Source organism: Neisseria sp. Marseille-Q1983, assembly GCF_018224585.1.
Lineage (GTDB): Bacteria > Pseudomonadota > Gammaproteobacteria > Burkholderiales > Neisseriaceae > Neisseria > Neisseria polysaccharea.
On record NZ_JAGTUI010000007.1, the window covers coordinates 13,041 to 35,917 of the forward strand.

Annotated in this window: 24 protein-coding genes, 1 other RNA gene and 1 riboswitch; of the genes, 17 read left to right on the forward strand and 8 right to left on the reverse strand. The window is 53.6% G+C overall.

The features are described from left to right. Nucleotides 1-395 precede the first annotated feature (395 nt). A complete protein-coding gene (locus KEM39_RS11470) occupies nt 396-575 on the forward strand; it encodes a hypothetical protein (protein WP_240002733.1) in 180 nt (59 codons plus the stop codon). Nucleotides 576-668: 93 nt separating this feature from the next. On the opposite strand, the gene KEM39_RS02615 is transcribed toward KEM39_RS11470, so the two are convergent. The 5 genes from KEM39_RS02615 to cytX all read right to left on the reverse strand — a co-directional run bounded on the left by KEM39_RS02615 (nt 669) and on the right by cytX (nt 5,107). Then, nucleotides 669-1,457, reverse strand: a complete 789-nt coding sequence (locus tag KEM39_RS02615; RefSeq protein ID WP_025457470.1) for a thiazole synthase — start codon at nt 1,455-1,457, stop codon at nt 669-671. 75 nt (nt 1,458-1,532) lie between these two features. After that, nucleotides 1,533-1,727, reverse strand: coding sequence for a sulfur carrier protein ThiS (thiS, locus tag KEM39_RS02620; RefSeq protein WP_002218199.1), 195 nt, complete (start codon nt 1,725-1,727; stop codon nt 1,533-1,535). Between the two features lie 421 nt (nt 1,728-2,148). Next, on the reverse strand, nt 2,149-2,766 hold the full coding sequence (thiE, locus tag KEM39_RS02625; protein WP_118997409.1) for a thiamine phosphate synthase: 618 nt from the start codon (nt 2,764-2,766) through the stop codon (nt 2,149-2,151). 20 nt (nt 2,767-2,786) lie between these two features. Continuing rightward, a complete protein-coding gene (locus tag KEM39_RS02630; protein ID WP_211709563.1) occupies nt 2,787-3,887 on the reverse strand; it encodes an FAD-dependent oxidoreductase in 1,101 nt (366 codons plus the stop codon). After that, on the reverse strand, nt 3,884-5,107 hold the full coding sequence (cytX, locus tag KEM39_RS02635; RefSeq protein WP_118997411.1) for a putative hydroxymethylpyrimidine transporter CytX: 1,224 nt from the start codon (nt 5,105-5,107) through the stop codon (nt 3,884-3,886). Before cytX ends, KEM39_RS02630 begins: the two co-directional genes overlap by 4 nt. 66 nt (nt 5,108-5,173) lie before the next feature. After that, a riboswitch (TPP riboswitch) is annotated at nt 5,174-5,274 on the reverse strand. A 74-nt stretch (nt 5,275-5,348) separates the two neighbouring features. Between cytX and tldD the strand changes: the two genes are divergently transcribed. The 8 genes from tldD to KEM39_RS02675 all read left to right on the forward strand — a co-directional run bounded on the left by tldD (nt 5,349) and on the right by KEM39_RS02675 (nt 12,913). Then, nucleotides 5,349-6,833: a metalloprotease TldD gene (gene tldD, locus KEM39_RS02640; protein ID WP_192886310.1), complete on the forward strand. Its 1,485-nt coding sequence runs from the start codon at nt 5,349-5,351 to the stop codon at nt 6,831-6,833. 151 nt (nt 6,834-6,984) lie between these two features. Then, the gene (locus tag KEM39_RS02645; protein ID WP_118796543.1) at nt 6,985-7,644 is read left to right on the forward strand and encodes an amino acid ABC transporter permease; all 660 of its coding nucleotides are present in this window, start codon (nt 6,985-6,987) and stop codon (nt 7,642-7,644) included. Next, nucleotides 7,634-8,302, forward strand: a complete 669-nt coding sequence (locus KEM39_RS02650) for an amino acid ABC transporter permease (RefSeq protein WP_118796542.1) — start codon at nt 7,634-7,636, stop codon at nt 8,300-8,302. Before KEM39_RS02645 ends, KEM39_RS02650 begins: the two co-directional genes overlap by 11 nt. A 1-nt stretch (nt 8,303) precedes the next feature. Beyond that, nucleotides 8,304-9,035, forward strand: a complete 732-nt coding sequence (locus KEM39_RS02655; RefSeq protein ID WP_118796541.1) for an amino acid ABC transporter ATP-binding protein — start codon at nt 8,304-8,306, stop codon at nt 9,033-9,035. Between the two features lie 74 nt (nt 9,036-9,109). Then, nucleotides 9,110-9,973, forward strand: a complete 864-nt coding sequence (locus KEM39_RS02660) for an amino acid ABC transporter substrate-binding protein (protein ID WP_118796540.1) — start codon at nt 9,110-9,112, stop codon at nt 9,971-9,973. 419 nt (nt 9,974-10,392) lie between these two features. Beyond that, the gene (prmC, locus tag KEM39_RS02665; protein ID WP_192886311.1) at nt 10,393-11,214 is read left to right on the forward strand and encodes a peptide chain release factor N(5)-glutamine methyltransferase; all 822 of its coding nucleotides are present in this window, start codon (nt 10,393-10,395) and stop codon (nt 11,212-11,214) included. Nucleotides 11,215-11,299: 85 nt separating this feature from the next. Next, the gene (locus KEM39_RS02670) at nt 11,300-12,688 is read left to right on the forward strand and encodes a Na+/H+ antiporter family protein (protein ID WP_002234390.1); all 1,389 of its coding nucleotides are present in this window, start codon (nt 11,300-11,302) and stop codon (nt 12,686-12,688) included. Beyond that, complete coding sequence (locus tag KEM39_RS02675; RefSeq protein ID WP_050892923.1) at nt 12,689-12,913, forward strand: SlyX family protein; 225 nt, start codon at nt 12,689-12,691, stop codon at nt 12,911-12,913. Between the two features lie 413 nt (nt 12,914-13,326). On the opposite strand, the gene KEM39_RS02680 is transcribed toward KEM39_RS02675, so the two are convergent. Continuing rightward, nucleotides 13,327-14,220, reverse strand: a complete 894-nt coding sequence (locus tag KEM39_RS02680; RefSeq protein ID WP_118804120.1) for a HesA/MoeB/ThiF family protein — start codon at nt 14,218-14,220, stop codon at nt 13,327-13,329. A gap of 45 nt (nt 14,221-14,265) precedes the next feature. Here KEM39_RS02680 and ppc point away from each other — a divergent pair, with 45 nt between their 5' ends. From ppc to rpsI, 7 genes are all read left to right on the forward strand, one after another. Beyond that, complete coding sequence (gene ppc / locus KEM39_RS02685; protein ID WP_118997413.1) at nt 14,266-16,968, forward strand: phosphoenolpyruvate carboxylase; 2,703 nt, start codon at nt 14,266-14,268, stop codon at nt 16,966-16,968. A gap of 122 nt (nt 16,969-17,090) precedes the next feature. Then, a complete protein-coding gene (locus KEM39_RS02690; RefSeq protein WP_118997414.1) occupies nt 17,091-18,080 on the forward strand; it encodes an NAD(P)H-dependent glycerol-3-phosphate dehydrogenase in 990 nt (329 codons plus the stop codon). 54 nt (nt 18,081-18,134) lie between these two features. Beyond that, nucleotides 18,135-18,464, forward strand: coding sequence for a hypothetical protein (locus tag KEM39_RS02695; protein ID WP_118997415.1), 330 nt, complete (start codon nt 18,135-18,137; stop codon nt 18,462-18,464). Between the two features lie 10 nt (nt 18,465-18,474). Continuing rightward, a complete protein-coding gene (locus KEM39_RS02700; RefSeq protein ID WP_118997416.1) occupies nt 18,475-18,780 on the forward strand; it encodes a cell division protein ZapA in 306 nt (101 codons plus the stop codon). Between the two features lie 5 nt (nt 18,781-18,785). After that, nucleotides 18,786-18,965: non-coding RNA, 6S RNA (ssrS, locus tag KEM39_RS02705), on the forward strand. Between the two features lie 177 nt (nt 18,966-19,142). Further along, the gene (gene rplM, locus KEM39_RS02710; RefSeq protein ID WP_002257005.1) at nt 19,143-19,574 is read left to right on the forward strand and encodes a 50S ribosomal protein L13; all 432 of its coding nucleotides are present in this window, start codon (nt 19,143-19,145) and stop codon (nt 19,572-19,574) included. A gap of 9 nt (nt 19,575-19,583) precedes the next feature. Further along, complete coding sequence (gene rpsI / locus KEM39_RS02715; protein WP_003677242.1) at nt 19,584-19,976, forward strand: 30S ribosomal protein S9; 393 nt, start codon at nt 19,584-19,586, stop codon at nt 19,974-19,976. A 382-nt stretch (nt 19,977-20,358) separates the two neighbouring features. Here the strand turns inward: rpsI and KEM39_RS02720 are convergent, their stop codons facing one another. After that, nucleotides 20,359-20,853: a hypothetical protein gene (locus tag KEM39_RS02720; RefSeq protein WP_118997417.1), complete on the reverse strand. Its 495-nt coding sequence runs from the start codon at nt 20,851-20,853 to the stop codon at nt 20,359-20,361. 184 nt (nt 20,854-21,037) lie between these two features. After that, the gene (locus KEM39_RS02725) at nt 21,038-21,967 is read right to left on the reverse strand and encodes a LysR family transcriptional regulator (RefSeq protein ID WP_211709564.1); all 930 of its coding nucleotides are present in this window, start codon (nt 21,965-21,967) and stop codon (nt 21,038-21,040) included. A 130-nt stretch (nt 21,968-22,097) separates the two neighbouring features. Between KEM39_RS02725 and KEM39_RS02730 the strand changes: the two genes are divergently transcribed. Next, on the forward strand, nt 22,098-22,847 hold the full coding sequence (locus KEM39_RS02730) for a Nif3-like dinuclear metal center hexameric protein (RefSeq protein ID WP_025457455.1): 750 nt from the start codon (nt 22,098-22,100) through the stop codon (nt 22,845-22,847). The last annotated feature ends 30 nt before the right edge of the window (nt 22,848-22,877 follow it).

Below are 22,877 nucleotides of genomic sequence, written 5' to 3' on the forward strand. Positions count from 1 at the left end.
TCGTATATGCCGACTCCAAGTGTGAAAGTGAATTGTGAGGGAATACAGTGTTTAATGGTTCGGAATTGACGACTTCCGAGTGGTTTTAATTATACGCTAATAATAATAATTATCAATAAAAATTTAAAAATAAATGCGGATTTTTTGTAATGCGATGAAAAATAAACAAATTAACCTATACGCCGATGTTTGTGATTCGGGTCGGCAAACTTTCATTGTGCCGGACAAATCGGGGTCGGCAGGCATAGCTGGGGGCTTCGCGCCTGCCGGGAATAAGTGTGCCTCTGTTTGAACATCTGTCCGATTTGGTGCGGACAGGGTTGTCATTCGGGGGTGTTTGAGCGTGGATTCGGGGATGCAAAAGCGGTGAAACCGTTGCGGATGAAGGCTTACGGATGGCTTTAGGTATTTTTAAATGTATTCAAACAACAACAAAACGCTTCTTCTGTTGCCGTACTTGGGGCTTGCGCGGCAGCCTGCGCACCGTGGAGGCCGGGTGTTTCGTTGGTTGCGGCATCGGGACGGGCGGCAAGGTTTTCCGGCCGGTTTCCCTGTTCCTCATGACAAAGCCGTGATGCCGGGGAATGGCGGTTTGTCCGTTTCAGGCTGCCGCCGTTTTGAGCCGCGATGCCGTCTGAAGCCTTCAGACGGCATTTTTGCCGCCTTTTTCAATATTCCGCCGAATGCCAAAACGGTTGTCCGACTGTCGGCGTGCTGGCTTGCGCTTTGGTGCGAGCCTCGACCGGTTCGGCTTCAAATGCCAGCCGTCCGGATTCGACGGCGAGTGCGAAGGCGCGCGCCATATTGACCGGATCGCCGCTGCGGGAAACGGCGGTGTTCAAAAGCACGCCGTCAAAGCCCCATTCCATCACTTGTGCCGCCTGTGAGGGCAAACCCAAGCCCGCGTCGATAATCAGCGGCGTGTAGGGCAGGCGTTCGCGCAGGACGTTCAACGCGTAGGCGTGAACCGCGCCCAAACCCGTGCCGATCGGGGCCGCCCACGGCATCAACGCCTGACAGCCTGCGTCGAGCAGGCGGCGGCAGGCAATCAGGTCTTCGGTGCAATAAGGCAGCACTTTGAAGCCGTCTTTAATCAGGATTTCTGCCGCTTCGACAAGTTGGAACACATCCGGCTGCAAGGTGTCGTCATCGCCGATGAGTTCCAATTTTATCCAATCGGTTTCAAACACTTCGCGCGCCATTTGCGCCGTCGTTACCGCTTCCTGCACGCTTTGGCAGCCTGCCGTGTTCGGCAGGACGGGAACGCCGGTTTCTTGAAGCAGCGACCAAAACCCCTGACCGTGCGCCTCGCCGCCGCTTCCCGCGCGGCGCAATGAGACGGTAATCATCGCGGGTTGGGCGATACGGACGGATTGTTTGAGGATTTCAGGGGTCGGGTAGGCAGCCGTGCCGAGCAGCAGCCGCGAGGGGAAAGTTTCTCCGTATAGGGTGAGCATAAAAATTCCTTGATATGTTTGGGATACGATGCCGTCTGAAAGCCGGCGGCGTGCCTTTGGGGCTTCAGACGGCATTCAGCCGCCGACGACGGGGCGGACGATATCGATTTTGTCGTTTTCGTTCAAAACCGTTTCCGCATACGCGCCTTTGGGGACGAAAACGGTGTTGACCGCCACGGCAAAGGGCTTTTGCGGCGCGGTTTGGGCGATGAGGTCGGCAACGCTTGTGCCGTGAAGTTCGGCGGGTCCGCCGTTTAAGATGATGTTCATGGTTTCTCGATGTTTCTGTATTTATAGTGGATTAACAAAAACCAGTACAGCGTTGCCTCGCCTTAGCTCAAAGAGAACGATTCTCTAAGGTGCTGAAGCACCGAGTGAATCGGTTCCGTACTATCTGTACTGTCTGCGGCTTCGTCGCCTTGTCCTGATTTTTGTTAATCCACTATATCTAGCCGAATTACTTTATTTTTTGATACGCAACCGGCCGGTTGCCGTCATTCCCGCGCAGGCGGGAATCCATTTTTGAAATTCGGAAACTGTTTTTCAAATGATGGTTTCTCAAGTTTTAAGGCGGATTCCCGCTTACGCGGGAATGACGGAATTTGATGATATGCCACATTTAAAGTTAAGTATGTTTGCGATAACGGGCTAAGTTTTGCCTACACGGCAATTGAATTTTCTTCTTTCGGTTTTATCCATCCCACAAAGCCTGAAACGCTTTAACCACCGCTTCAGGATTTGCCGCTTCGGTTACGGCGCGGACGGCGGCGAGTGAGGAAACGCCGGTGGCGAGTACGGCTTGGGCATTGTTCAAATCGATGCCGCCGATGGCGACGACGGGCGTGCCGCCTGCCTGTTTCACATATTCGCGCAGTTTGTCCAAGCCTTGCGGGGCGGTGGGCATTTGCTTGGTCGTGGTTGGGAAAATCGCGCCGCTGGCGACGTAGCTAGGGTGTACGGACAGGGCGCGGTCGAGTTCGGCGACGGAGTGCGTACTCAAACCCAAGCGCAAACCGGCAGCGGCAATGGCGGCAAGGTCGGCGGTGTCCATGTCTTCTTGTCCGAGATGCACGCCGTATGCGCCTGCTTCTATCGCCTCGCGCCAGTGGTCGTTGATGAAAAGCTGCGTACGGCTGCCTTGACAGGCGGCGACGCAGCGGGCGATTTCGCGTTTCAATTCATCGCCGTGCAGGGTCTTGCAGCGCAGTTGCACCGTGTCGGCACCTGCTTCGACCATGCGCTCCACCCAATCGGCGGTGGGAACGACGGCGTAGAATTTGAGCGGGGATTTTAGGGGCGGGAAGGTCATGGGGTTCCTTTCAGACGGCTTTAATCTTGTCTTCGGATATACGCCAAACCGCTTTCTTCATCATGTTCGGGTGCGTCTTTTCCGTCAAACAGTACCACTGCCAATCTGACGGCGGCGGCGGTTACAGCGGGGGAAATCATGAAACCGTGGCGGAAAAGACCGTTGATTTCAATCAGGCGGCGGGTGCGGCTGTAACGGATTTCGGGGTTGTGGTGGTTGAGCGTGGGGCGCAGGCCGGTGGCGATTTCGAGAATGTCGGCTTCGCCGAAGGCAGGGTGGACGGCATAGAGTGCGGACAAAAGTTCCAACCCTGAACGCACGCCGGCAGGGGCTTGGCTTTCGCTTTCGATTTGGGTCGCGCCGATAACGAAGACGTGGTTTTCTTTCGGGGCGATGTAGAGCGGATAACGTGGGTGCAGCAGGCGCACGGGGCGGTTGAGCGTGATTTCGGGCGTGTAAACCCGCGCCACTTCGCCGCGTATGCCGCGCAAGGTGCTGGTGTGTTCGGGGGCTTGGTTCCACGCGGCTTTTGAGCCGTAGCCGCGACAGTCGATCAACCAGTCGTATTGGGCTTGCAGGTCTTCGGGGGCGCATTCGTGTTCCCAATGGCAAGGGACGTTCAGCCCGTCCAAAGCGTCGGCAAGTGCAGACAATATTTGCCGCCCGTCGAGTTGTCCTTCGGTCGGCAGGTAAAGGCCGTCTGAAAACCGTCCGCCGAGTTGCGGTTCGCGTTTGGCGATGTCGTCGGTACGCCAACGGACGATTTCGTCATCCGCCACGCCGCCGCGTTTGAGATGGCGGACGAACTCGTTGGATAAAGGTTTGTCCTGCCCGTGCCACACAATCAGGCTGCCGTTTTCCTGCATCATCGTGTGCGTGTTCAGACGGCATCGGATGCCGCGCCAAAGCGGAATGCTCTGCCTGCCCAGCCTGACCACTTCAGGCGTGGCTTCGACCGCTTCCGCCGCAGGCGCGAGCATCGCGGCGGCAACATAGGCGGCGGCGTGTTCGCCCCAGCGGCTGCCTTTGTCGAAAAGTTCAATCCGATAACCTTGTTCTGCAAGCTGCAATGCGGTCAGCCTTCCCGAGAGGCCGCCGCCGAGGATGGCGATACGGGTCATGACGGGTTCCTTTGTAAAGATTGGGTTTTTTTAAAGAAAAGGCGCACCAGTACGGTGGCAATGGCAACGGCAGACATTACGGGGGCGGTCAGACCGATGCTGCTTTCCCAGCCGGACGAGAGCAGGAAGCGGTAGAGGATGAAGCCCGCCAGCCACAGAACCAGTCCGGCAAAGTCAAAGCTTTCAATCTCCTCACGCCGTTTCAAGACGAAAAAGTCGGCAATCAAAACCGCCGCCATCGGCGCAAATACCGAGCCGATAAGCAGTAGGAAGTTTTCATATTCGGTAACGGGCAGCATGACGGCAAGCACCGTGCCGATCAGGGTAACGCCGACAGCGACGGGTGTTTCCGCAAAACGCGCGGAAATGTTGTTCGCACTCGCGCCGGCGGAATAGGCATCGAGAAACGTTGTGGTAACGGTGGAGAGGACGACCGACAAAATGCCTGCCGCACCCAAACCTGCGCCCAGCAGGATTTTTGCCACGTCGGTTTCTCCGGTGAACAACGCCGCTGCCAAACCCAAGGCATACATCCAGCAGCCGGTCAGCGTGTAGGCGAGTGTTGCCGTCAGGGTTGCCGCAAACGGGCGGCGCGCGTGGCGCGTGTAGTCGGCGGCAAGCGGCAGCCAGGAAAGCGGCATCACGGCGGACAGCTCGACTGCCGTTCCGAAACTCATGCCGTCTGAAACCTGTGCGGCGGTGCTGCCTGCCGTGGAAAAGACTTCGGCACTCAGCCACAGAACCGCCAACAGCATCAGCAGCATCGAAACGGTTTTCAGCCCGCCTGTTTTGCGTGCGCCGAAAACCAGCCACAGCACAATCAGCGCGCCGTTTGCCAATGCCCACCAGACAAAAGATTCGCCGTCCCACAACACTTTGCCCAAAGCGGAGCTGACCGTTGCGCCGGCGTAAATCATCACCGCCGTCCAGCCGGCCAGTTGCAGCATATTCGCCACGGAAAACAGCACTGAACCGCGTTTACCGAACGACAGGCGCACGCTTTCCATCGAGCTGCGTCCGGTCAGTGCGCCGATATACGCCGCCGCAAAAAACAGCGCGCCGCCGACGGCATGACCCAAAAGTAGAGCCGCCAGACCGCGTTGCCAGCCCAAGGGGGCAAGCAGCGTACCCGTGCTGATTTCGGCAATCGAGACCGCCGCGCCGAACCAAATCAGCCCGATGGCGGCGGAAGATGAAGGAGAGGAGGCATTGCCCGACATATGACGTCCTTTAAAAAGAAGGAAGGTGGGCGGGGAAGTGCGGAAAAGGGAACGGAAGCCTGATAAGGCATTTGACGGTTTGTTTCCTACGCAGGCATTACCCCGACAGGTTCTACGGATTCTGCTTTCGCAATCTCAGCCGCCCGGCGGCACTCCGACAAGAAAGTTTAAGTGTACACAAAAGCAGGGTACGTTGGCAAAAATCTTACATTTTCGGCGGCACGGCGCATTTCCATAACAAATGCCGTATAATCAAGCCCCTGATTTTTTATGCGCCGACACTATGCATCCGACCTATTCCGCCGTACAGGCGCGGCTGCTCGAAGCCAACCGCCTTTCCCCCGAACTGCTCGCCAAAAGCCTGTGCATCATCGGCGCGCACCACGTCGATTACGCCGACATCTACTGCCAGCGCACCGCTTATGAAAGCTGGCATTTGGAAGAAGGCATCGTCAAATCGGGCAGCTTCCAAATCGATCAGGGCGTGGGCGTGCGTGCCGTTTCGGGCGATAAAACTGCTTTTGCCTACGCCGACAGCCTATGTATCGATTCGATCAACCGCTCTGCCAAAGCCGTGCGCGTGATTGGTGCGGCCGGCGGTGAGGTCAGCGTCAAAGTGCCGACACCTGCTTACGGCAAGCCTGTCCACATGGCGATGGATCCTATTGCCAGCCTTGATTCCGCTGCCAAAGTCGCGTTGTTGAACAAAGTCGAAACGCTGGCCAAAGCCGCCGATCCGCGTATCGTGCAAGTGATGGCCGGTTTGACCTGCGAATACGATATGGTGTACATCGCCCGTTTGGACGGCAAACACGCCGCCGACATCCGCCCGATGGTGCGCCTGAACGTTACCGTCATCGCCAAACAGGGCGACAGGCGCGAACAGGGCAGCGCGGGCGGCGGCGGACGCTGCGACTTGGCTTATTTTGATGAAACTTTGGTGCGGCAGTTTGTCGATTCCGCCGTCAAACAAGCATTGATTAATCTTGAATCCCGCCCTGCGCCTGCCGGCGAGATGACTGTTGTTTTGGGCAACGGCTGGCCGGGCGTGTTGTTGCACGAAGCGGTCGGACACGGTTTGGAAGGCGATTTCAACCGCAAAGAAACCAGCGTTTTCTCCGGCCGAATCGGCGAGCGCGTAGCCGCCAAAGGCGTTACCGTTGTGGATCAAGGCGATATTGCCGACAGACGCGGTTCGCTCAATATCGATGACGAAGGCAACGAAACCCGCCGCACTGTATTGATCGAAGACGGTATTTTGGTCGGCTATATGCAGGACGAAACCAACGCCCGCCTGATGGGTACGCAATCGACCGGCAACGGCCGCCGCGAAAGTTACGCTTCTGCGCCTATGCCGCGCATGACCAATACCTTTATGGAAAACGGCAGCTACGAGCCGGAAGAAATCATCGCGTCCATCGACAATGGCATTTACGCCGTCAACTTCGGCGGCGGACAAGTGGACATTACCAGCGGCAAGTTCGTATTCAGCGCATCCGAAGCATGGTGGGTGGAAGGCGGCAAGTTACAATATCCCGTCAAAGGCGCGACCATCATCGGCAACGGCCCCGAAGTGCTGAAACATGTTTCCATGATAGGCAACGATACCGCGCTGGACAGCGGTGTCGGCGTGTGCGGCAAAGAAGGGCAGAGCGTCCCCGTCGGCGTCGGACAACCGACCCTGAGGATTGATGCCGGGCTGACCGTCGGCGGCAGCGCAATCTGACGCGGAATCCGGCACGATGCCGTCTGAAAGTTTTTTCAGACGGCATCGCCTTATTCTTTTTTCTGATGTTTGATATTCCCAAGTATTCTTTAACATTATCTTACAAGTTCATTAAAATACCGCCTTTCGTTAAGCTGATTGTCTGATTCTGATGAACTGGCCTTATCTGATCGATGCCATACCCAAATTCGCCGATGCGGCAAAGCTGACGCTGGAATTGTCGGCTTACGGCATCGTTTTATCGTTGCTGTTCGGCCTGCCCGTCGCCGTGGTAACGGCATACCGCATCCGCCCTTTCTACGCATTGGCACGCGCCTATATCGAACTGTCGCGCAATACGCCCCTGTTGATCCAGTTGTTTTTCCTGTATTACGGCCTGCCGAAAATGGGCATCAAATGGGACGGTTTCACCTGCGGCGTAATCGCACTGGTTTTCTTGGGCGCAAGCTACATGGCGGAAGCCATCCGCGCCGGTATTCTAGCCGTCCCCAAAGGACAGGTTGAAGCGGGTAAGGCCATCGGTTTGAGCCGATTTCAAGTCTTCCGCTATGTCGAATTGCCTCAAGCATGGGCGGTCGCCGTTCCCGCCATCAGCGCAAACGTATTGTTTCTGATGAAAGAAACATCTATCGTCAGCGCAGTCGGCATTGCGGAATTGCTGTTCGTTACCAAAGACATCATCGGCATGGACTACAAAACCAACGAGGCATTGTTCCTGCTGTTTGCCAGCTACCTGATTATCCTTCTGCCCGTTTCGCTTTTGGCGCGCTGGGCCGAAAACCGCGTACGGAGTGCAAAATATGGTGTTTGACTGGCTGTTTGAAGGACAAAACGCAGCGCGCTTGGGCGAAGGCCTGCTCTTAACGGCACAAATTTCTTTAATCTCTGTTGCGGCTTCTTGCGTATTGGGGACGCTGTTCGGCCTGGTTTTGCGTTCGCGCAACCGGCTTGTCCGCCTTATCGGACGGTTTTATCTCGAAACCATCCGCATCGTGCCGATTTTGGTGTGGCTGTTCGGCCTGTATTTCGGTTTGTCCGTGTGGACGGGCATACACATCGGCGGATTTTGGGTTTGCGTTTGGGTTTTTACGCTTTGGGGTGTCGCCGAAATGGGCGATTTGGTGCGCGGCGCATTGGAATCGATTGAAAAACATCAAGTCGAATCGGGTTTGGCACTGGGTTTGAGCCGCCGTCAAGTGTTCTGCTACATCGAATTGCCGCAAAGTGTCCGCCGCGCTTTGCCGGGGGCGGTTAATTTGTTTACGCGCATGATCAAAACCAGTTCGCTCGCCTCGCTTATCGGTGTGATTGAAGTGGTCAAAGTGGGGCAGCAAATTATTGAAAACTCGCTGCTGACGCAGCCCAATGCTTCATTTTGGGTTTATGGACTGATTTTTATGCTGTATTTTTTATGCTGTTGGCCACTGTCGCTGCTGGCGGCAAAGCTGGAACAAAAATGGGAACACTGATATGGCTTTACTGAGCATCCGCAAGCTGCACAAACAATACGGCGGCGTAACCGCCATCCAATCCTTAGACTTGGACTTGGAAAAAGGCGAAGTGATTGTGTTGTTGGGCCCGTCCGGCTGCGGCAAATCCACCCTCCTGCGCTGCGTCAACGGTTTGGAACCGCACCAGGGCGGCAGCATCGTGATGGACGGCGTCGGCGAATTCGGTAAAGACGTTTCCTGGCAAACCGCCCGGCAAAAAGTCGGTATGGTCTTTCAAAGCTATGAACTGTTTGCCCATATGACCGTCATCGAAAACATCCTTTTAGGCCCGGTAAAAGTACAAAACCGCAACCGCGCCGAAGCGGAAGCACAAGCTGACAAATTATTGGAACGCGTCGGTTTGTCCGACCGCAAAAACGCCTATCCGCGCGAACTTTCCGGCGGACAAAAACAGCGCATCGCTATTGTCCGCGCCCTGTGCCTGAATCCGGAAGTGATTTTGTTGGACGAGATCACTGCCGCACTCGACCCCGAAATGGTGCGCGAAGTCTTGGAAGTGGTTTTGGAACTCGCCCGCGAAGGGATGAGTATGCTCATCGTAACCCACGAAATGGGGTTCGCCCGCAAAGTTGCCGACCGCATCGTCTTTGTGGACAAAGGCGGCATTGTCGAATCGTCCGACCCCGAAACCTTTTTTTCCGCACCAAAAAGCGAACGCGCCCGCCAATTTCTGGCAGGTATGGACTACTGATTTACCGCAAACCGTCCGAACCCCCTTTCAGACGGCATTTCATCCCAAGCAAACATTCAAAAAGGAGATTCCCAATGAAACTGAACGCCAAACTCAAAGCCCTGTTGGCTTCCGCCGCCATCGCCGTCGGTCTGACCGCCTGCGGAGGCGGCAGCAGCGGCTCCGGCGATGCCCAATCTTCACAAAGCAGCGGTGCGGCAACCGTTGCCGCCATCAAGGAAAAAGGCGTGATCCGCATCGGCGTATTCGGCGACAAGCCTCCGTTCGGCTATGTTGACGCCAACGGTAAAAACCAAGGCTTTGACGTTGAAATCGCCAAAGACCTGGCCAAAGACCTGCTCGGCAGCCCCGACAAAGTCGAATTCGTCCTGACCGAGGCCGCAAACCGCGTCGAATACGTCCGTTCCGGCAAAGTCGACCTCATCCTCGCTAACTTCACCAAAACACCCGAACGCGCCGAAGCCGTCGATTTCGCCGATCCTTACATGAAAGTGGCCTTGGGCGTAGTTTCCCCCAAAGACAAACCGATTACCGACGTTGCGCAATTGAAAGACCAAACCCTTCTGGTCAACAAAGGCACTACCGCCGACGCCTTCTTCACCAAAAGCCATCCTGAAGTCAAACTGCTGAAATTCGACCAAAATACCGAAACCTTCGACGCACTGAAAGACGGCCGCGGCGTAGCACTCGCCCACGACAACGCCCTGCTGTGGGCATGGGCAAAAGAAAACCCGAATTTTGAAGTCGCCATCGGCAACCTCGGCCCTGCCGAATTCATCGCCCCGGCTGTTCAAAAAGGCAACACCGACCTCCTGAACTGGGTCAACGGCGAAATCGCCGCCATGAAAAAAGACGGCCGTCTGAAAGCCGCCTATGAAAAAACCCTCTTGCCCGTATATGGCGAAAAAGTCAAACCAGAAGAATTGCTGGCCGAATAAGTTTGTTTGACAAGAAAATCCGTATCCGCATTTGAAGGCGGGTGCGGATTTTTTTTCAGCCGCCGAAAATATCGAAAGTCCAAAGGAAAAATCAACTATCTCATTGTTTTCTTTATTTGTTTTATCATTCTTGTATGTGCAGAAATCAAGTTCGTCCGGTTTTGCCTGTGTTTGAATTTCGGGCAACTTTCAAATCGTCATTCCCGAAAAACGCTTCAGCCTTAGGTTTCCGGATGACCGTTTTCGCGGGATGACGGCGGAGCGTTTCTTTTATTCGGATAAATTCCTACGGTATCGAAACGGCGATAAGGTGTTTTTCTTTATTATATAATTTCAATGCAAAATGATATTTTCTGAATCAGCGTGCCGCAAAGCCGGAAAAAATGTTCGAGCCGCATCGGCGGCAGACGGGACGAAAAATGACGTTTGATAAATGGTTGGGCTTGTCAAAACTGCCTAAAATTGAAGCAAGAATGCTGCTGCAATATGTTTCGGAATATACGCGCGTGCAGTTGTTGACGCGGGGCGGGGAAGAAATGCCGGACGAAGTCCGACAGCGGGCGGACAGGCTGACGCAACGCCGTCTGAACGGCGAGCCGGTTGCCTATCTGTTGGGCTGGCGCGAGTTTTACGGACGGCGTTTCGCCGTCAATCCGAGCGTGCTGATTCCGCGCCCCGAAACCGAGCATTTGGTCGAAGCCGTATTGGCGCGCCTGCCCGAAAACGGGCGCGTGTGGGATTTGGGGACGGGCAGCGGCGCGGTTGCCGTAACCGTCGCGCTCGAACGCCCCGATGCGTTTGTGCGCGCATCCGACATCAGCCCGCCCGCCCTTGAAACGGCGCGGAAAAATGCGGCAGATTTGGGCGCGCGGGTCGAATTTGCACACGGTTCGTGGTTCGACACCGATATGCCGTCTGAAGGGCGGTGGGACATTATCGTGTCCAACCCGCCCTATATCGAAAACGGAGATAAACATTTGTCGCAAGGCGATTTGCGGTTTGAGCCTCAAATCGCGCTGACCGACTTTTCAGACGGCCTAAGCTGCATCCGCACCTTGGCGCAAGGCGCGCCCGACCGTTTGGCGGAAGGCGGTTTTTTATTGCTGGAACACGGTTTCGATCAGGGCGCGGCGGTGCGCGGCGTGTTGGCGGAGAATGGTTTTTCAGGAGTGGAAACCCTGCCGGATTTGGCAGGTTTGGACAGGGTTACGCTGGGGAAGTATATGAAGCATTTGAAATAATTGTTTGCAAAATTGGCGGGTTTCCCGTTATTGGGTTATGATGTGTTTCGATATGTAAACATTTATAGGTTTGGAGCGATAAACAATGAATGCAGTCGTAGTTGCCGTAATCGTTATGCTGGTGCTGTCGCTGTCGCGCGTGCACGTGGTATTGAGCCTGACGGTCGGCGCGTTTGTCGGCGGCGCGGTGGCGGGTATGCCGCTGCAAAACATTGCCGATGCGGCGGGACAGGTCAGTCAGGCGGGGATTATCCCCGTGTTTAACAAAGGTTTGGAAGGCGGTGCGAAGATTGCGCTTTCTTATGCGATGCTCGGCGCGTTTGCAATGGCGATTACCCATTCCGGCCTGCCGCAGCAGCTTGCCGGCGCGGTCGTCCGCAAACTGAACCGGGGCGGTATGCCCGACAGCGTGCGTTCGGGCGAGGGCGCGGTCAAATGGCTGCTGCTTTCCATCATCCTTGTGATGGGCATTATGAGTCAGAACATCATCCCCATCCACATTGCCTTTATCCCGATGATTGTTCCGCCGCTGCTTTTGGTGTTCAACCGCCTGAAAATCGACCGCCGCCTGATTGCGTGCGTCATCACTTTCGGGCTGGTTACGACTTATATGTTCCTGCCTTACGGCTTCGGCGCGATTTTTTTGAATGAAATCCTGTTGGGCAACATCCATTCCGCCGCGCCGCAGCTTGATGTGAAAAACATCAACGTAATGGCGGCAATGGCGATTCCCGCGTTGGGAATGCTGACCGGACTCCTGCTGGCGTTTGTCCATTACCGCAAACCGCGCCTGTACCAAAGCAACAATGCCGATACGGCGGGCAACGCCGATGCGGCAAACCGTCCGCAGCCGTCCGCCTACCGCAGCCTGGCCGCCGCCGCCGCCATTGCCGTATGCTTTGCCATCCAGTTGATGTATGAAGACTCGCTGGTGTTGGGCGCGATGCTCGGTTTCGCCGTATTTATGATGTTGGGCGTCATCAACCGCGACAAGGCAAACGACGTATTCGGCGAAGGCATCAAGATGATGGCGATGGTCGGCTTCATTATGATTGCCGCGCAGGGTTTTGCCGCCGTGATGAATGCGACCGGGCATATTCAGCCGCTGGTGGAAAGCAGTATGGCGATATTCGGCAACAGCAAAGGTATGGCGGCATTGGCGATGCTGGTGGTGGGACTTTTGGTAACGATGGGCATCGGTTCGTCCTTTTCCACTTTGCCGATTATTGCCGCGATTTATGTGCCTTTGTGTGTCGGTTTGGGTTTTTCGCCGCTTGCCACCGTCGCCATTGTCGGCACGGCGGGGGCGTTGGGCGATGCCGGTTCGCCTGCGTCCGATTCCACGCTGGGTCCGACGATGGGGCTGAACGCCGACGGGCAGCACGACCACATCCGCGATTCCGTTATCCCGACCTTCATCCACTACAACATCCCGCTGCTGATTGCCGGCTGGATTGCCGCGATGGTGCTGTAAATGGACGCGGTTCAAGAGTTGGAACACCGCATCACAGAGCTGGAAATCCAATCCGCGCTTCAGGAAGACGTAATCTCCGGCCTGAACGCGATGGTGGCGGAATTGCGGCAGACGCTAGATTTGCAGCAGGCTCAGTTGAGGCTGCTGTATCAAAAAATGCAGGACAGGAATCCCGACGCGCAAGAGCCGTATTCTCTGCGCGACGAGATTCCGCCGCATTATTGATGCGCCGCCGTATCCGGATTTCCTTAAAAAAGGCTGTGTTTGAATATTCCGCCGATGTAAACCTAAGATGTAACTTTAATCAGTCGGACAAAATGCCTTTTATCCGATGGAACCGTTTTCCGCCCGAACGGAAATAAGCGGTTTTCCCCTGTAAACAGATAAAACCAACCGGGTATTCAAACACAGCCAAAAAAAAAGCCGTCCGAACCCAAAAGGGACAGACGGCCAAACACATTACGGGGAAAACGTCTTACTCAATGAGTCTGCGAAACAGACATTGCTAAAACAACTGCAATTATAAGGTAAGTTTATTTTTTTTTTTTTTTTTTTTTTGCAAAGAAATGTAAATTTTTAAATTTTTAAAACCGTTCCTCCGCATCCGTTTGGATACCGTCTGAAACGGCGGCAGGGTTTTACCGTTCCGCGCCGCAAATCGGGCATTCGGGGTTGCGCGGCAGGTCGAAATATTGCCAGCCTCCTTCCAAGGCACGGTAAACCGCCAGCCTGCCGTGCGACGGTTCGCCCGCATCCAGCAGGATTTTCAGAGCCTCCGCCGCTTGGGTACTGCCGATGATGCCGACCAGCGGCGAGAACACGCCGAAGAGGGAACAGATGCCGTCTGAAGCCGATCCGCCGTCAAACAGGCAGGCGTAACACGGCGAGTCGGGCAAGTCGGGACGGTACACGGCAAGTTGCCCTTCAAAGCGCACCGCTGCTCCTGAAACCAGCGGTGTTTTCGTTTGTACGCAGGCACGGTTGACGGCTTGGCGCGTGGCATAGTTGTCGCAGCAGTCTAAAACGATGTCGGCGGTTTGAACCAAACCGGTCAGGCGGTCGCTGTCGAGTTTTTCGTTGACGGCGCGGACGTTGACGGTATGGTTGATGCGTTTCAGGCGGTCTGCCAAGGCTTCGGCTTTGGGTTTGCCGACATCGCCCTCGTCAAATGCGACTTGGCGTTGCAGGTTGTGCAGTTCGACCGTGTCGGAATCGGCTATGGTCAGTGTGCCGATGCCGGAAGCGGCAAGGTAGGGCAGGGCGGAGGCACCCAATCCGCCACAGCCGACGACCAAAATATGCGCGTCGGAAAGCTTTTGCTGCCCTTCGATGCCGATTTCGTCCAAGAGGATGTGGCGGCTGTACCGCAGCAGGAATGCATCGTCGTTGTCGTGTTCGGTCGTGGTCATGATGATGTTCGGAAAAAACAGTTGCGGGCGATTGTAACGCTGCCGTCGGGCGGCGTTCAACTTCAGACGGCATTTTGGGAAACGGGCGGTTAAAGTGTGAATGTTTTGGCACGGACGCGGCATTTGAGGTACATTTACAATATTTACGGCAAACGAGAGAGAAAAATCATGCAACTGCATATTCTGAACAATCCGAAGGATGCGGCCTTGGCGGCAGACGCGGAATTTTTAAAACAGTCGTTGTTCAACCTTTTGCACGAGGAAGCATCGCCGTTGGTGGTGGAAACGGTCAAACTCTTGTCCACTTCCGACGACAGCGCGGCATTGATTGAAAAAGTATTGCCGCAGTTGGACGAACGGCAGACCTACGATCTGACGCTTGCCTGCGGGCTGTTCGCACAAATTTTGAACATCGCCGAAGACGTGCACCACGAACGCCGCCGCCAAATCCACGAAGAAGCCGGACACGGCGGCGCGGAAGGTAGCCTGACGGAAACCGTCCGCAGGCTCAAAGCGGGGAAAACCGACGGCAAAACGGTGCAGCGGCAGTTGGACAATACGTCCGTTACCGCCGTTTTGACCGCACACCCGACCGAAGTGCAACGCCAAACTGTTTTGAATTTCAACCGCCGCATCCGCGCGCTGCTGCCGCAACGCGAACGCTGCACCAATGCCGACGCTCTGGCACGGCTGCGCCGCGAAATCGACACCGTGCTTTTGGGCTTGTGGCAGACCAGCGAAACGCGCCGCCACAAACTCAGCGTCAACGACGAAATCAACAACGGCGTGTCCATCTTCCCGATGAGCTTTTTTGAAGCCCTGCCCAAACTCTACCGCAAGATGGAACACGACTTTCAGACGGCCTATCCCGATGTCCGCGTTCCGGACATCCTCAAAATCGGCGGCTGGATCGGCGGCGACCGCGACGGCAATCCGTTCGTCTCTGCCGAAACCCTGCGTTTTGCGTTCAGACGGCATGCCGATGCCGTGTTCCGTTTTTACCGCAGCGAACTCGACAAACTTTACCGCGAATTGCCGCTCTCCATCCGCCGCGTCAAAGTTAACGATGACGTAATGGCACTGGCAGCCCTCTCGCCTGACGAAGAAATCGCCCGCACCGAAGAACCCTACCGCCGCGCCATTGCTTACATTATGGCGCGCGCTATGGGCAAAGCGCGCGCGCTCGGTTTGGGTATGGGTTGCAAATTCGGCTTCCTCGAGCCTTATGCTTCGGCACAAGAATTTCTCGATGATTTGAAAAAATTGCAACGTTCCCTTATCGACAACGGCAGCCGCCTGCTTGCCGAAGGCCGTCTTGCCGACATTATCCGCAGCGTATCCGTGTTCGGCTTCCACATGATGCCGCTCGACCTGCGCCAACACGCAGGCAAACACGCCGATGTGGTTGCCGAGCTTTTCCAACACGCAGGCTTGGAAGACTACAACAGCCTGAACGAAGAGCAAAAACAAACCGCCCTGTTGCGCGAGTTGAGTCATCGACGTCCGCTGTACAGCCCGTTCATCACATATAGCGACCATACCCGCCACGAACTGGCGATTTTCAACGAAGCGCGAAAAATCAAAGACGAATTTGGCGAAGATGCCGTAACACAAAGCATTATTTCCAACTGCGAACAACCCAGCGACCTGCTCGCCTTGGCGTTGCTGCTGAAGGAAAGCGGCCTGTTGGTGGTGGAAAACGGCAAACCGCGCAGCCGCATCAACATCGTGCCTCTGTTTGAAACCATCGAAGCGCTCGAAAACGCCTGTCCGGTCATGGAAACCATGTTCCGCCTCGACTGGTATGATGCCCTGCTCGAAAGCCGAGGCAACATCCAAGAAATCATGCTCGGCTATTCCGACTCCAATAAAGACGGCGGCTACGTTACCAGCTCATGGTGTCTGTATCAGGCAGAGTTGGGCTTGGTCGAACTCTTCAAAAAATACGATGTCCGCATGCGCCTGTTCCACGGTCGCGGCGGCAGCGTAGGTCGCGGCGGCGGTCCTTCTTACCAAGCCATTTTGGCGCAACCGGCCGGCAGCGTGGCCGGACAAATCCGCATCACCGAACAAGGCGAAGTCATTACCGCCAAATACGCCGACCCCGGCAATGCCCAACGCAACTTGGAAACCTTGGTTGCCGCGACTTTGGAAGCCAGCATCCTGCCGGATAAAAAAGACCCTGATGCCAAACTGATGCAGGATTTGTCGGACGTATCGTTCAAATACTACCGCGAGCTGATTACCCACCCCGACTTCATCGACTACTTCCTGCAAACCAGCCCGATTCAGGAAATCGCCACCCTCAACCTCGGCAGCCGTCCCGCCAGCCGCAAAACCTTGGCGCGGATTCAGGACTTGCGTGCAATTCCGTGGGTATTCTCGTGGATGCAAAACCGCCTCATGCTGCCAGCTTGGTACGGTTTCGGCAGCGCAGTGGAAACCTTGTGCGAAGGCAATCCCGAAACCCTCGCCGCCCTGCGCGAACATGCCCAAAGCAACCCGTTCTTCCAAGCCATGCTCTCCAATATGGAACAAGTGATGGCGAAAACCGACATCACCTTGGCGGAAAACTACGCCGGCTTGAGCGAATCGCCCGATAAGGCAAAAATCATCTTCGGCATGATCAAGGAAGAATACCGACGCAGCCGCAAAGCCCTGCTCGACCTGCTGCAAACCGAAGAACTTTTACGCGACAACCGCAGCCTCGCCCGTTCGCTCGCTTTGAGGATTCCATATCTGAACGCGCTCAACGGTTTGCAAGTCGCCATGCTCAAACGCCTGCGTAAAGAACCCGACAATCCGCACGCCCTGCTGATGGTTCACCTGACCATCAACGGTGTGGCACAAGGTTTGCGTAATACCGGTTGATAGTGCCGCATCGAGGCAAAATGCCGTCTGAACGCCTTTCAGACGGCATTTCCCTGACCGCACTTGCAGAGAAACACCGATTGTTTTAAAGTGAACGGCAGTGATATGTTGAAAGACGACCAATGAAAATTACCGTTATCGGCGCAGGTTCGTGGGGTACGGCGCTCGCCCTGCATTTTTCCCAACACGGCAACCGCGTATCCCTGTGGACGCGCAACGCAGATCAAGTCCGCCAAATGCAGGAAGCGCGTGAAAACAAACGCGGACTGCCGGGCTTTTCTTTTCCCGAAACCTTGGAAGTGTGTGCGGATTTGGCAGACGCGCTCAAAGACAGCGGACTTGTCCTTATCGTAACCTCCGTTGCCGGATTGAGAAGCAGCGCAGAGCTGCTCAAACAGTACGGCGCGAGACACCTCCCCGTCCTTGCCGCCTGCAAAGGATTTGAGCAGGATACCGGGCTGCTGACCTTCCAAGTATTGAAAGAAGTATTGCCCGACAATAAGAAAATCGGCGTGCTTTCCGGCCCGAGTTTTGCACAGGAACTCGCCAAACAACTGCCCTGCGCCGTCGTCCTCGCCTCCGAAAACCAAGAGTGGATTGAAGAACTCGTACCGCAGCTCAACACGACCGTCATGAGGCTTTACGGCAGTACCGACGTTATCGGCGTGGCGGTTGGCGGCGCGGTAAAAAATGTTATGGCGATTGCCACCGGATTGTCCGACGGTCTAGAGTACGGGCTTAACGCCCGTGCCGCACTGGTTACGCGCGGACTGGCCGAAATCACCCGCCTTGCCTCCGCAATGGGCGCACAGCCCAAAACCATGATGGGGCTGGCCGGCATCGGCGATCTCATCTTGACCTGTACCGGCGCACTCTCACGCAACCGCCGCGTCGGTTTGGGTTTGGCAGAAGGCAAGGAACTGCATCAGGTGCTTGTCGAAATCGGGCACGTTTCAGAAGGGGTCAGTACGATAGAAGAAGTCTTCAATACTGCCTGCAAATACCAAATCGATATGCCGATTACCCAAACCCTGCTGCAACTCATCCGCAAAGAAATGACCCCTCAGCAGGTCGTCGAAAGGCTGATGGAACGCAGCGCGCGTTTCGAATAAACAACATACAGATGCCGTCTGAAGCCTTCAGACGGCATACGGACAGGTAAGGTTATGAAACAAAATATCGAAAAACTCGAAAGCAGCGTTTATACACTGGTACAAAAATTCGAAACCCTCGTCAGCGAAAACCGCCGCCTCAAAGAAACCGTTGCCGAACTCAAACGGGCGCACGAGCGGCAAAAACTCGAACACGAAACCGCTGTCGACGAACTCAGCGAAGCCCTGCTCGTCCAAGTCGGCAAACTCAAAGAAGACCTGCAAAACAAAATCGACAGCCTGACAGAAGAAAATGCACGATACCGCAGCCTGCTCGAACAGAGCAGGGAAAAAATCAGCGCACTGGCAGCGCGCCTCCCCCAACTGCAGGAAACGCAGCAATAAGGATTAAAGGATGAACATCGAACAAGTCCACATCGAAGTCATGAACGCCCGGCTGACCGTCAACACTCCGGCAGAAGAAAAAGACACACTGTTGCAGGCAGTCGGAATGCTCAACGGCAAAGCCGAAGCCATCCGCGAAGGCGGACGCGTCGCGGACAGCGAAAAAATCGTCATTATGGCCGCGCTCAACGTCGTCCACGACCTGTTGAAAACCTCCCTGAACGGCGGCGATTTGGCAATCGGCGATTTTGCGCGTAAAATAGTCGATATGGACAACGCCTGCCAAAAAGCACTATCTCGCTTGGCGCAGGAGTAACCCCTTTTTCCCTGCGGTGTCCGCGAAGGCATATATTCCTTTGAACCAATAAGTTCGCTTAAGGTTGCCGGGAGCAGTAGTGGGCGCGAGCGTCCTTTTGCGGACGCACCCGAAACTACCCGAGGCAGCCGCCTTGTCAGCAAGGTTCAAGCGGATTCGGCCGAAACGGCTCTCGCGGGGATTCCCATTCAAAACCGCATCGCAACGATGCGGTTTTTCACATTGGCCGCCGCCCCGCCTGAAAAAGCAGTATGCAGTCTGCCGAAATCCGGAAAATCCTTCCGTAACGCGGTAATGCGATTGACAAAATCGAATCCTGTCTTTAGAATTTACAACTTTCTATATCTATCTGGATTTCCACTATGAAAACCTTTTCAGCGAAACCCCACGAGGTGAAGCGCGAATGGTTCGTCATCGATGCCCAAGACAAAGTCTTGGGTCGCGTTGCGTCCGAAGTCGCCAGCCGTCTGCGTGGCAAACACAAACCTGAATACACCCCCCACGTCGATACCGGCGATTACATCATTGTTATCAACGCGGACAAACTGCGTGTAACCGGTGCCAAATTCGAAGACAAAAAATACTTCCGCCATTCCGGTTTCCCAGGAGGTATCTACGAACGCACCTTCCGCGAAATGCAAGAGCAATTCCCGGGCCGCGCTTTGGAACAAGCCGTAAAAGGCATGTTGCCTAAAGGTCCCTTGGGTTACGCCATGATTAAAAAACTGAAAGTGTACGCTGGTGCAGAACATGCCCATGCCGCACAACAACCCAAAGTTTTGGAATTGAAATAAGGACGCGACATGAACGGTAAATACTACTATGGCACAGGCCGCCGCAAAAGTTCAGTGGCTCGTGTATTCCTGACTAAAGGTACAGGTCAAATCATCGTAAACGGCCGACCCGTTGACGAATTCTTCGCACGTGAAACCAGCCGAATGGTTGTTCGCCAACCCTTGGTTCTGACTGAAAACACAGAATCGTTCGACATCAAAGTCAATGTTGTCGGCGGTGGTGAAACCGGTCAATCCGGCGCTATCCGTCACGGCATTACCCGTGCCCTGATCGACTTCGATGCCGCGCTGAAACCTGCCTTGTCTCAAGCCGGTTTCGTTACCCGAGATGCCCGCGAAGTCGAGCGTAAAAAACCGGGTCTGCGCAAAGCACGCCGTGCAAAACAATTCTCCAAACGTTAATGTTGGAAATTCAAAAAAACCCTGCTTATCGCAGGGTTTTTTATTTGTAACAGGCGGTTTCCCATTGGTAATCTAAAGATTACGGATTGGGCAAAAATCAAAAACAGCACCAGTATCGACTACACGGACGAACTGACCGTCAGGGATGGCTGTTACTGGAGAGGACATCGTATTTCTACTTTGTAAAATAACTTTTAATTCATTTGGAGTTATTGAAAAAATAGAACGGCTATTTTCAACTAGCCTATAAAAATGGCAATCTATTAGGGTTAGCATAGGTGTCACCGCCGCCGTTCAAGCCGATCAGTAAAGGAACAGTTTCCTAGTTTTTAGCTAACCTGTATTACATAATGGGGAGAATATCTTAAATAACCAAGCATCCTTAATCATAATTTAGAGAAATTATTTTTTCAGAGTCTAACTCTTTTAATATGATTAACTTATTAACTTTATCTATTTCCCAGTCTGATATTATATCGGTAGATACTGAATTCTCTCTTGTTAAGTTTTTATCTGTAATAATTGCACCCAACTCATGAATAATACAAATTTTTTGATTATCCAATAAATAGATATCAAAAACTATTCCATCTATATTTAGCATGTTAACTTTTGAATTTTGTATAGAAATACAAAAAACGACTGAATCAAATCCGATAAAAATATTTTTATCATCAAGTATTAATACTTTTGGGGGAATACTTATGCAGGAAACAGCTAATCCAATACCTATATTGAATTCTTTATAAAAAGAAAGAATAAAACATCGATAAATCTCTTTTCCTCCCTCTTGTAGAATAATATATTTTTGATGGGTGTTTATTAAATAGTCTTCTAACTCTCTTATGGAGTTATAAGGATATTTCGTTAATCTCATTATTTTGTTCCATGCCTAAAACGTCCTGTTGGTCCATATATTTCACCCGTTATGAGTCTGTTCCCATCTCATATAGTTTCAAGTTTAACAACCCCTTGAGGCCATGTTAAAAGAGTTTTTCTAATAACTATTCCGTTTTCTTAAATATAAAAAAATAGCCCGGGTATAGTTTGAACAAGGGAAATCAGACAGGTTCCAACTCACTTAATCCGGGCAAGTCCGCGAAGCCGCGTTCACGTATGATTTGGCAAAAGTTGTTCAGATAACTTTTATCTGTGTCTTCAGTGCGGATGGCGGCATACAGTTTGCTTTGCAGTCCGTCGGCAGTAATTTGGCGGTGGACGACATAGCCTTTTTCAAGGTAGGGCATGACTGTCCAATAGGGAAGGGCGGCAATGCCACGTCTGCTGGCAACCAGTTGGATAATAGCGATGGTCAGTTCGCTGTGCCGGCGCGGCGGGTTGATGTTTTTCGGAATCAGGATTTTCTTGGGCAAATCCAGCATCTCGTCGGGAACGGGATAAGTAATCAGGGTTTCCCCGATAAAGTCTTCGGCTTCCCAGACAGTTTTGGCGGCAAGCGGGTGATCTTTGGCGCAGATGCCGACCATTTCGTAGGCAAACAGCGGTTGGAAGGAAATACCGTTTTGTTTTTCCGCTTCGGAAACAATGGCAAGGTCGGCGCGGTGTTGCAGCAGCAGCCCGACGGGATCCGCTTGGAATCCCGATACGATGTCCAGTTCGACTTGGGGCCACATCGGGCGGAATTCACCCATTGCGGGCATGAGCCAGTCGAAACAGGTATGGCATTCGACGGCAATCCGCAATTCTCCTGCCTCTCCTTCTATAATACGTGCCAAATCACGTTCTGCATCGGTAACTTGCGGCAACAGGTCGTGAGCGAGGCGTAACAGCCTTTCTCCAACCGGGGTAAAGCGTAAAGGCGTGGATTTTCGTTCGAACAATGGTGCGCCGTAGTGGTTTTCAAGCATACGGATTTGGTGGGAAAGTGCAGATTGGGTAAGGAAAACCCGTTTGGCGGCAAGGGAGACGCTGCCGGTTTCTTCAAGTGCCAGCAGGGTCTTGAGGTGGCGCAGTTCGATGATGGAATCCATGAGGTTTCAGACGGCATATTGAACAGGCGCATATTAAAATAATTCATATGCGGGTGCAAATCGGAAAAATGTGAATTCCGGACATTTTGCGATTAGAATGCCCGCTTGTTTAAAGCGATTAGGAAAAAAGATGGTACTGCGCAGGGATTTTTTGACTTGGTGTAATGAAACATTGCAGACAGCATTGTTTAAAGATTATGCCCCCAACGGTTTGCAGATTGAAGGAAAAGAGTATATCGGTAAGATTGCCACATCGGTAACTGCAAGCAAAGCGGCAATTGATTTTGCCGCGGATCAGAAGGCAGATTTGCTTCTGGTTCATCACGGCATGTTTTGGAAAAACGAGTTGCCGACCATTACCGGTTGGAAAAAAGAACGGATTGCTGCGTTATTGGACAATGATATCAATATGGCGGCTTACCATTTACCGCTGGATGCGCATCCTGAATTAGGAAATAACGCCCAACTTGCTGAAAAACTCGGTTTTACAGTCGAAAGGCGTTTTGGCGAACAAAACCTGCTTAATTCAGGAAGCCTGAAACAAGTCAAGACACTTGGTGCATTGGCTGTCCATATTGAAGCAGTTTTGCAGAGGAAGCCGGTCGTTATCGGCGATTTGAACCGTGAAATCAGAAAGGTTGCATGGTGCAGCGGGGGGGCGCAGGGGTTTTTTCAGACGGCAATAGACGAGGGTGTCGATTTGTATTTGACGGGGGAAATCTCTGAAGCTCAATACCACCTTGCCAATGAAACGGGTACGGCTTTTGTTTCTGCAGGGCATCATGCGACGGAACGTTACGGCGTACAGGCATTGGCGGAGGCGGCGGCAGGAGTGTTCGGATTGGAAGTGTGTCATTTTGATGAAGGCAATCCGGCTTGATTATTGAGAAATATCATAAAACTTTACCTT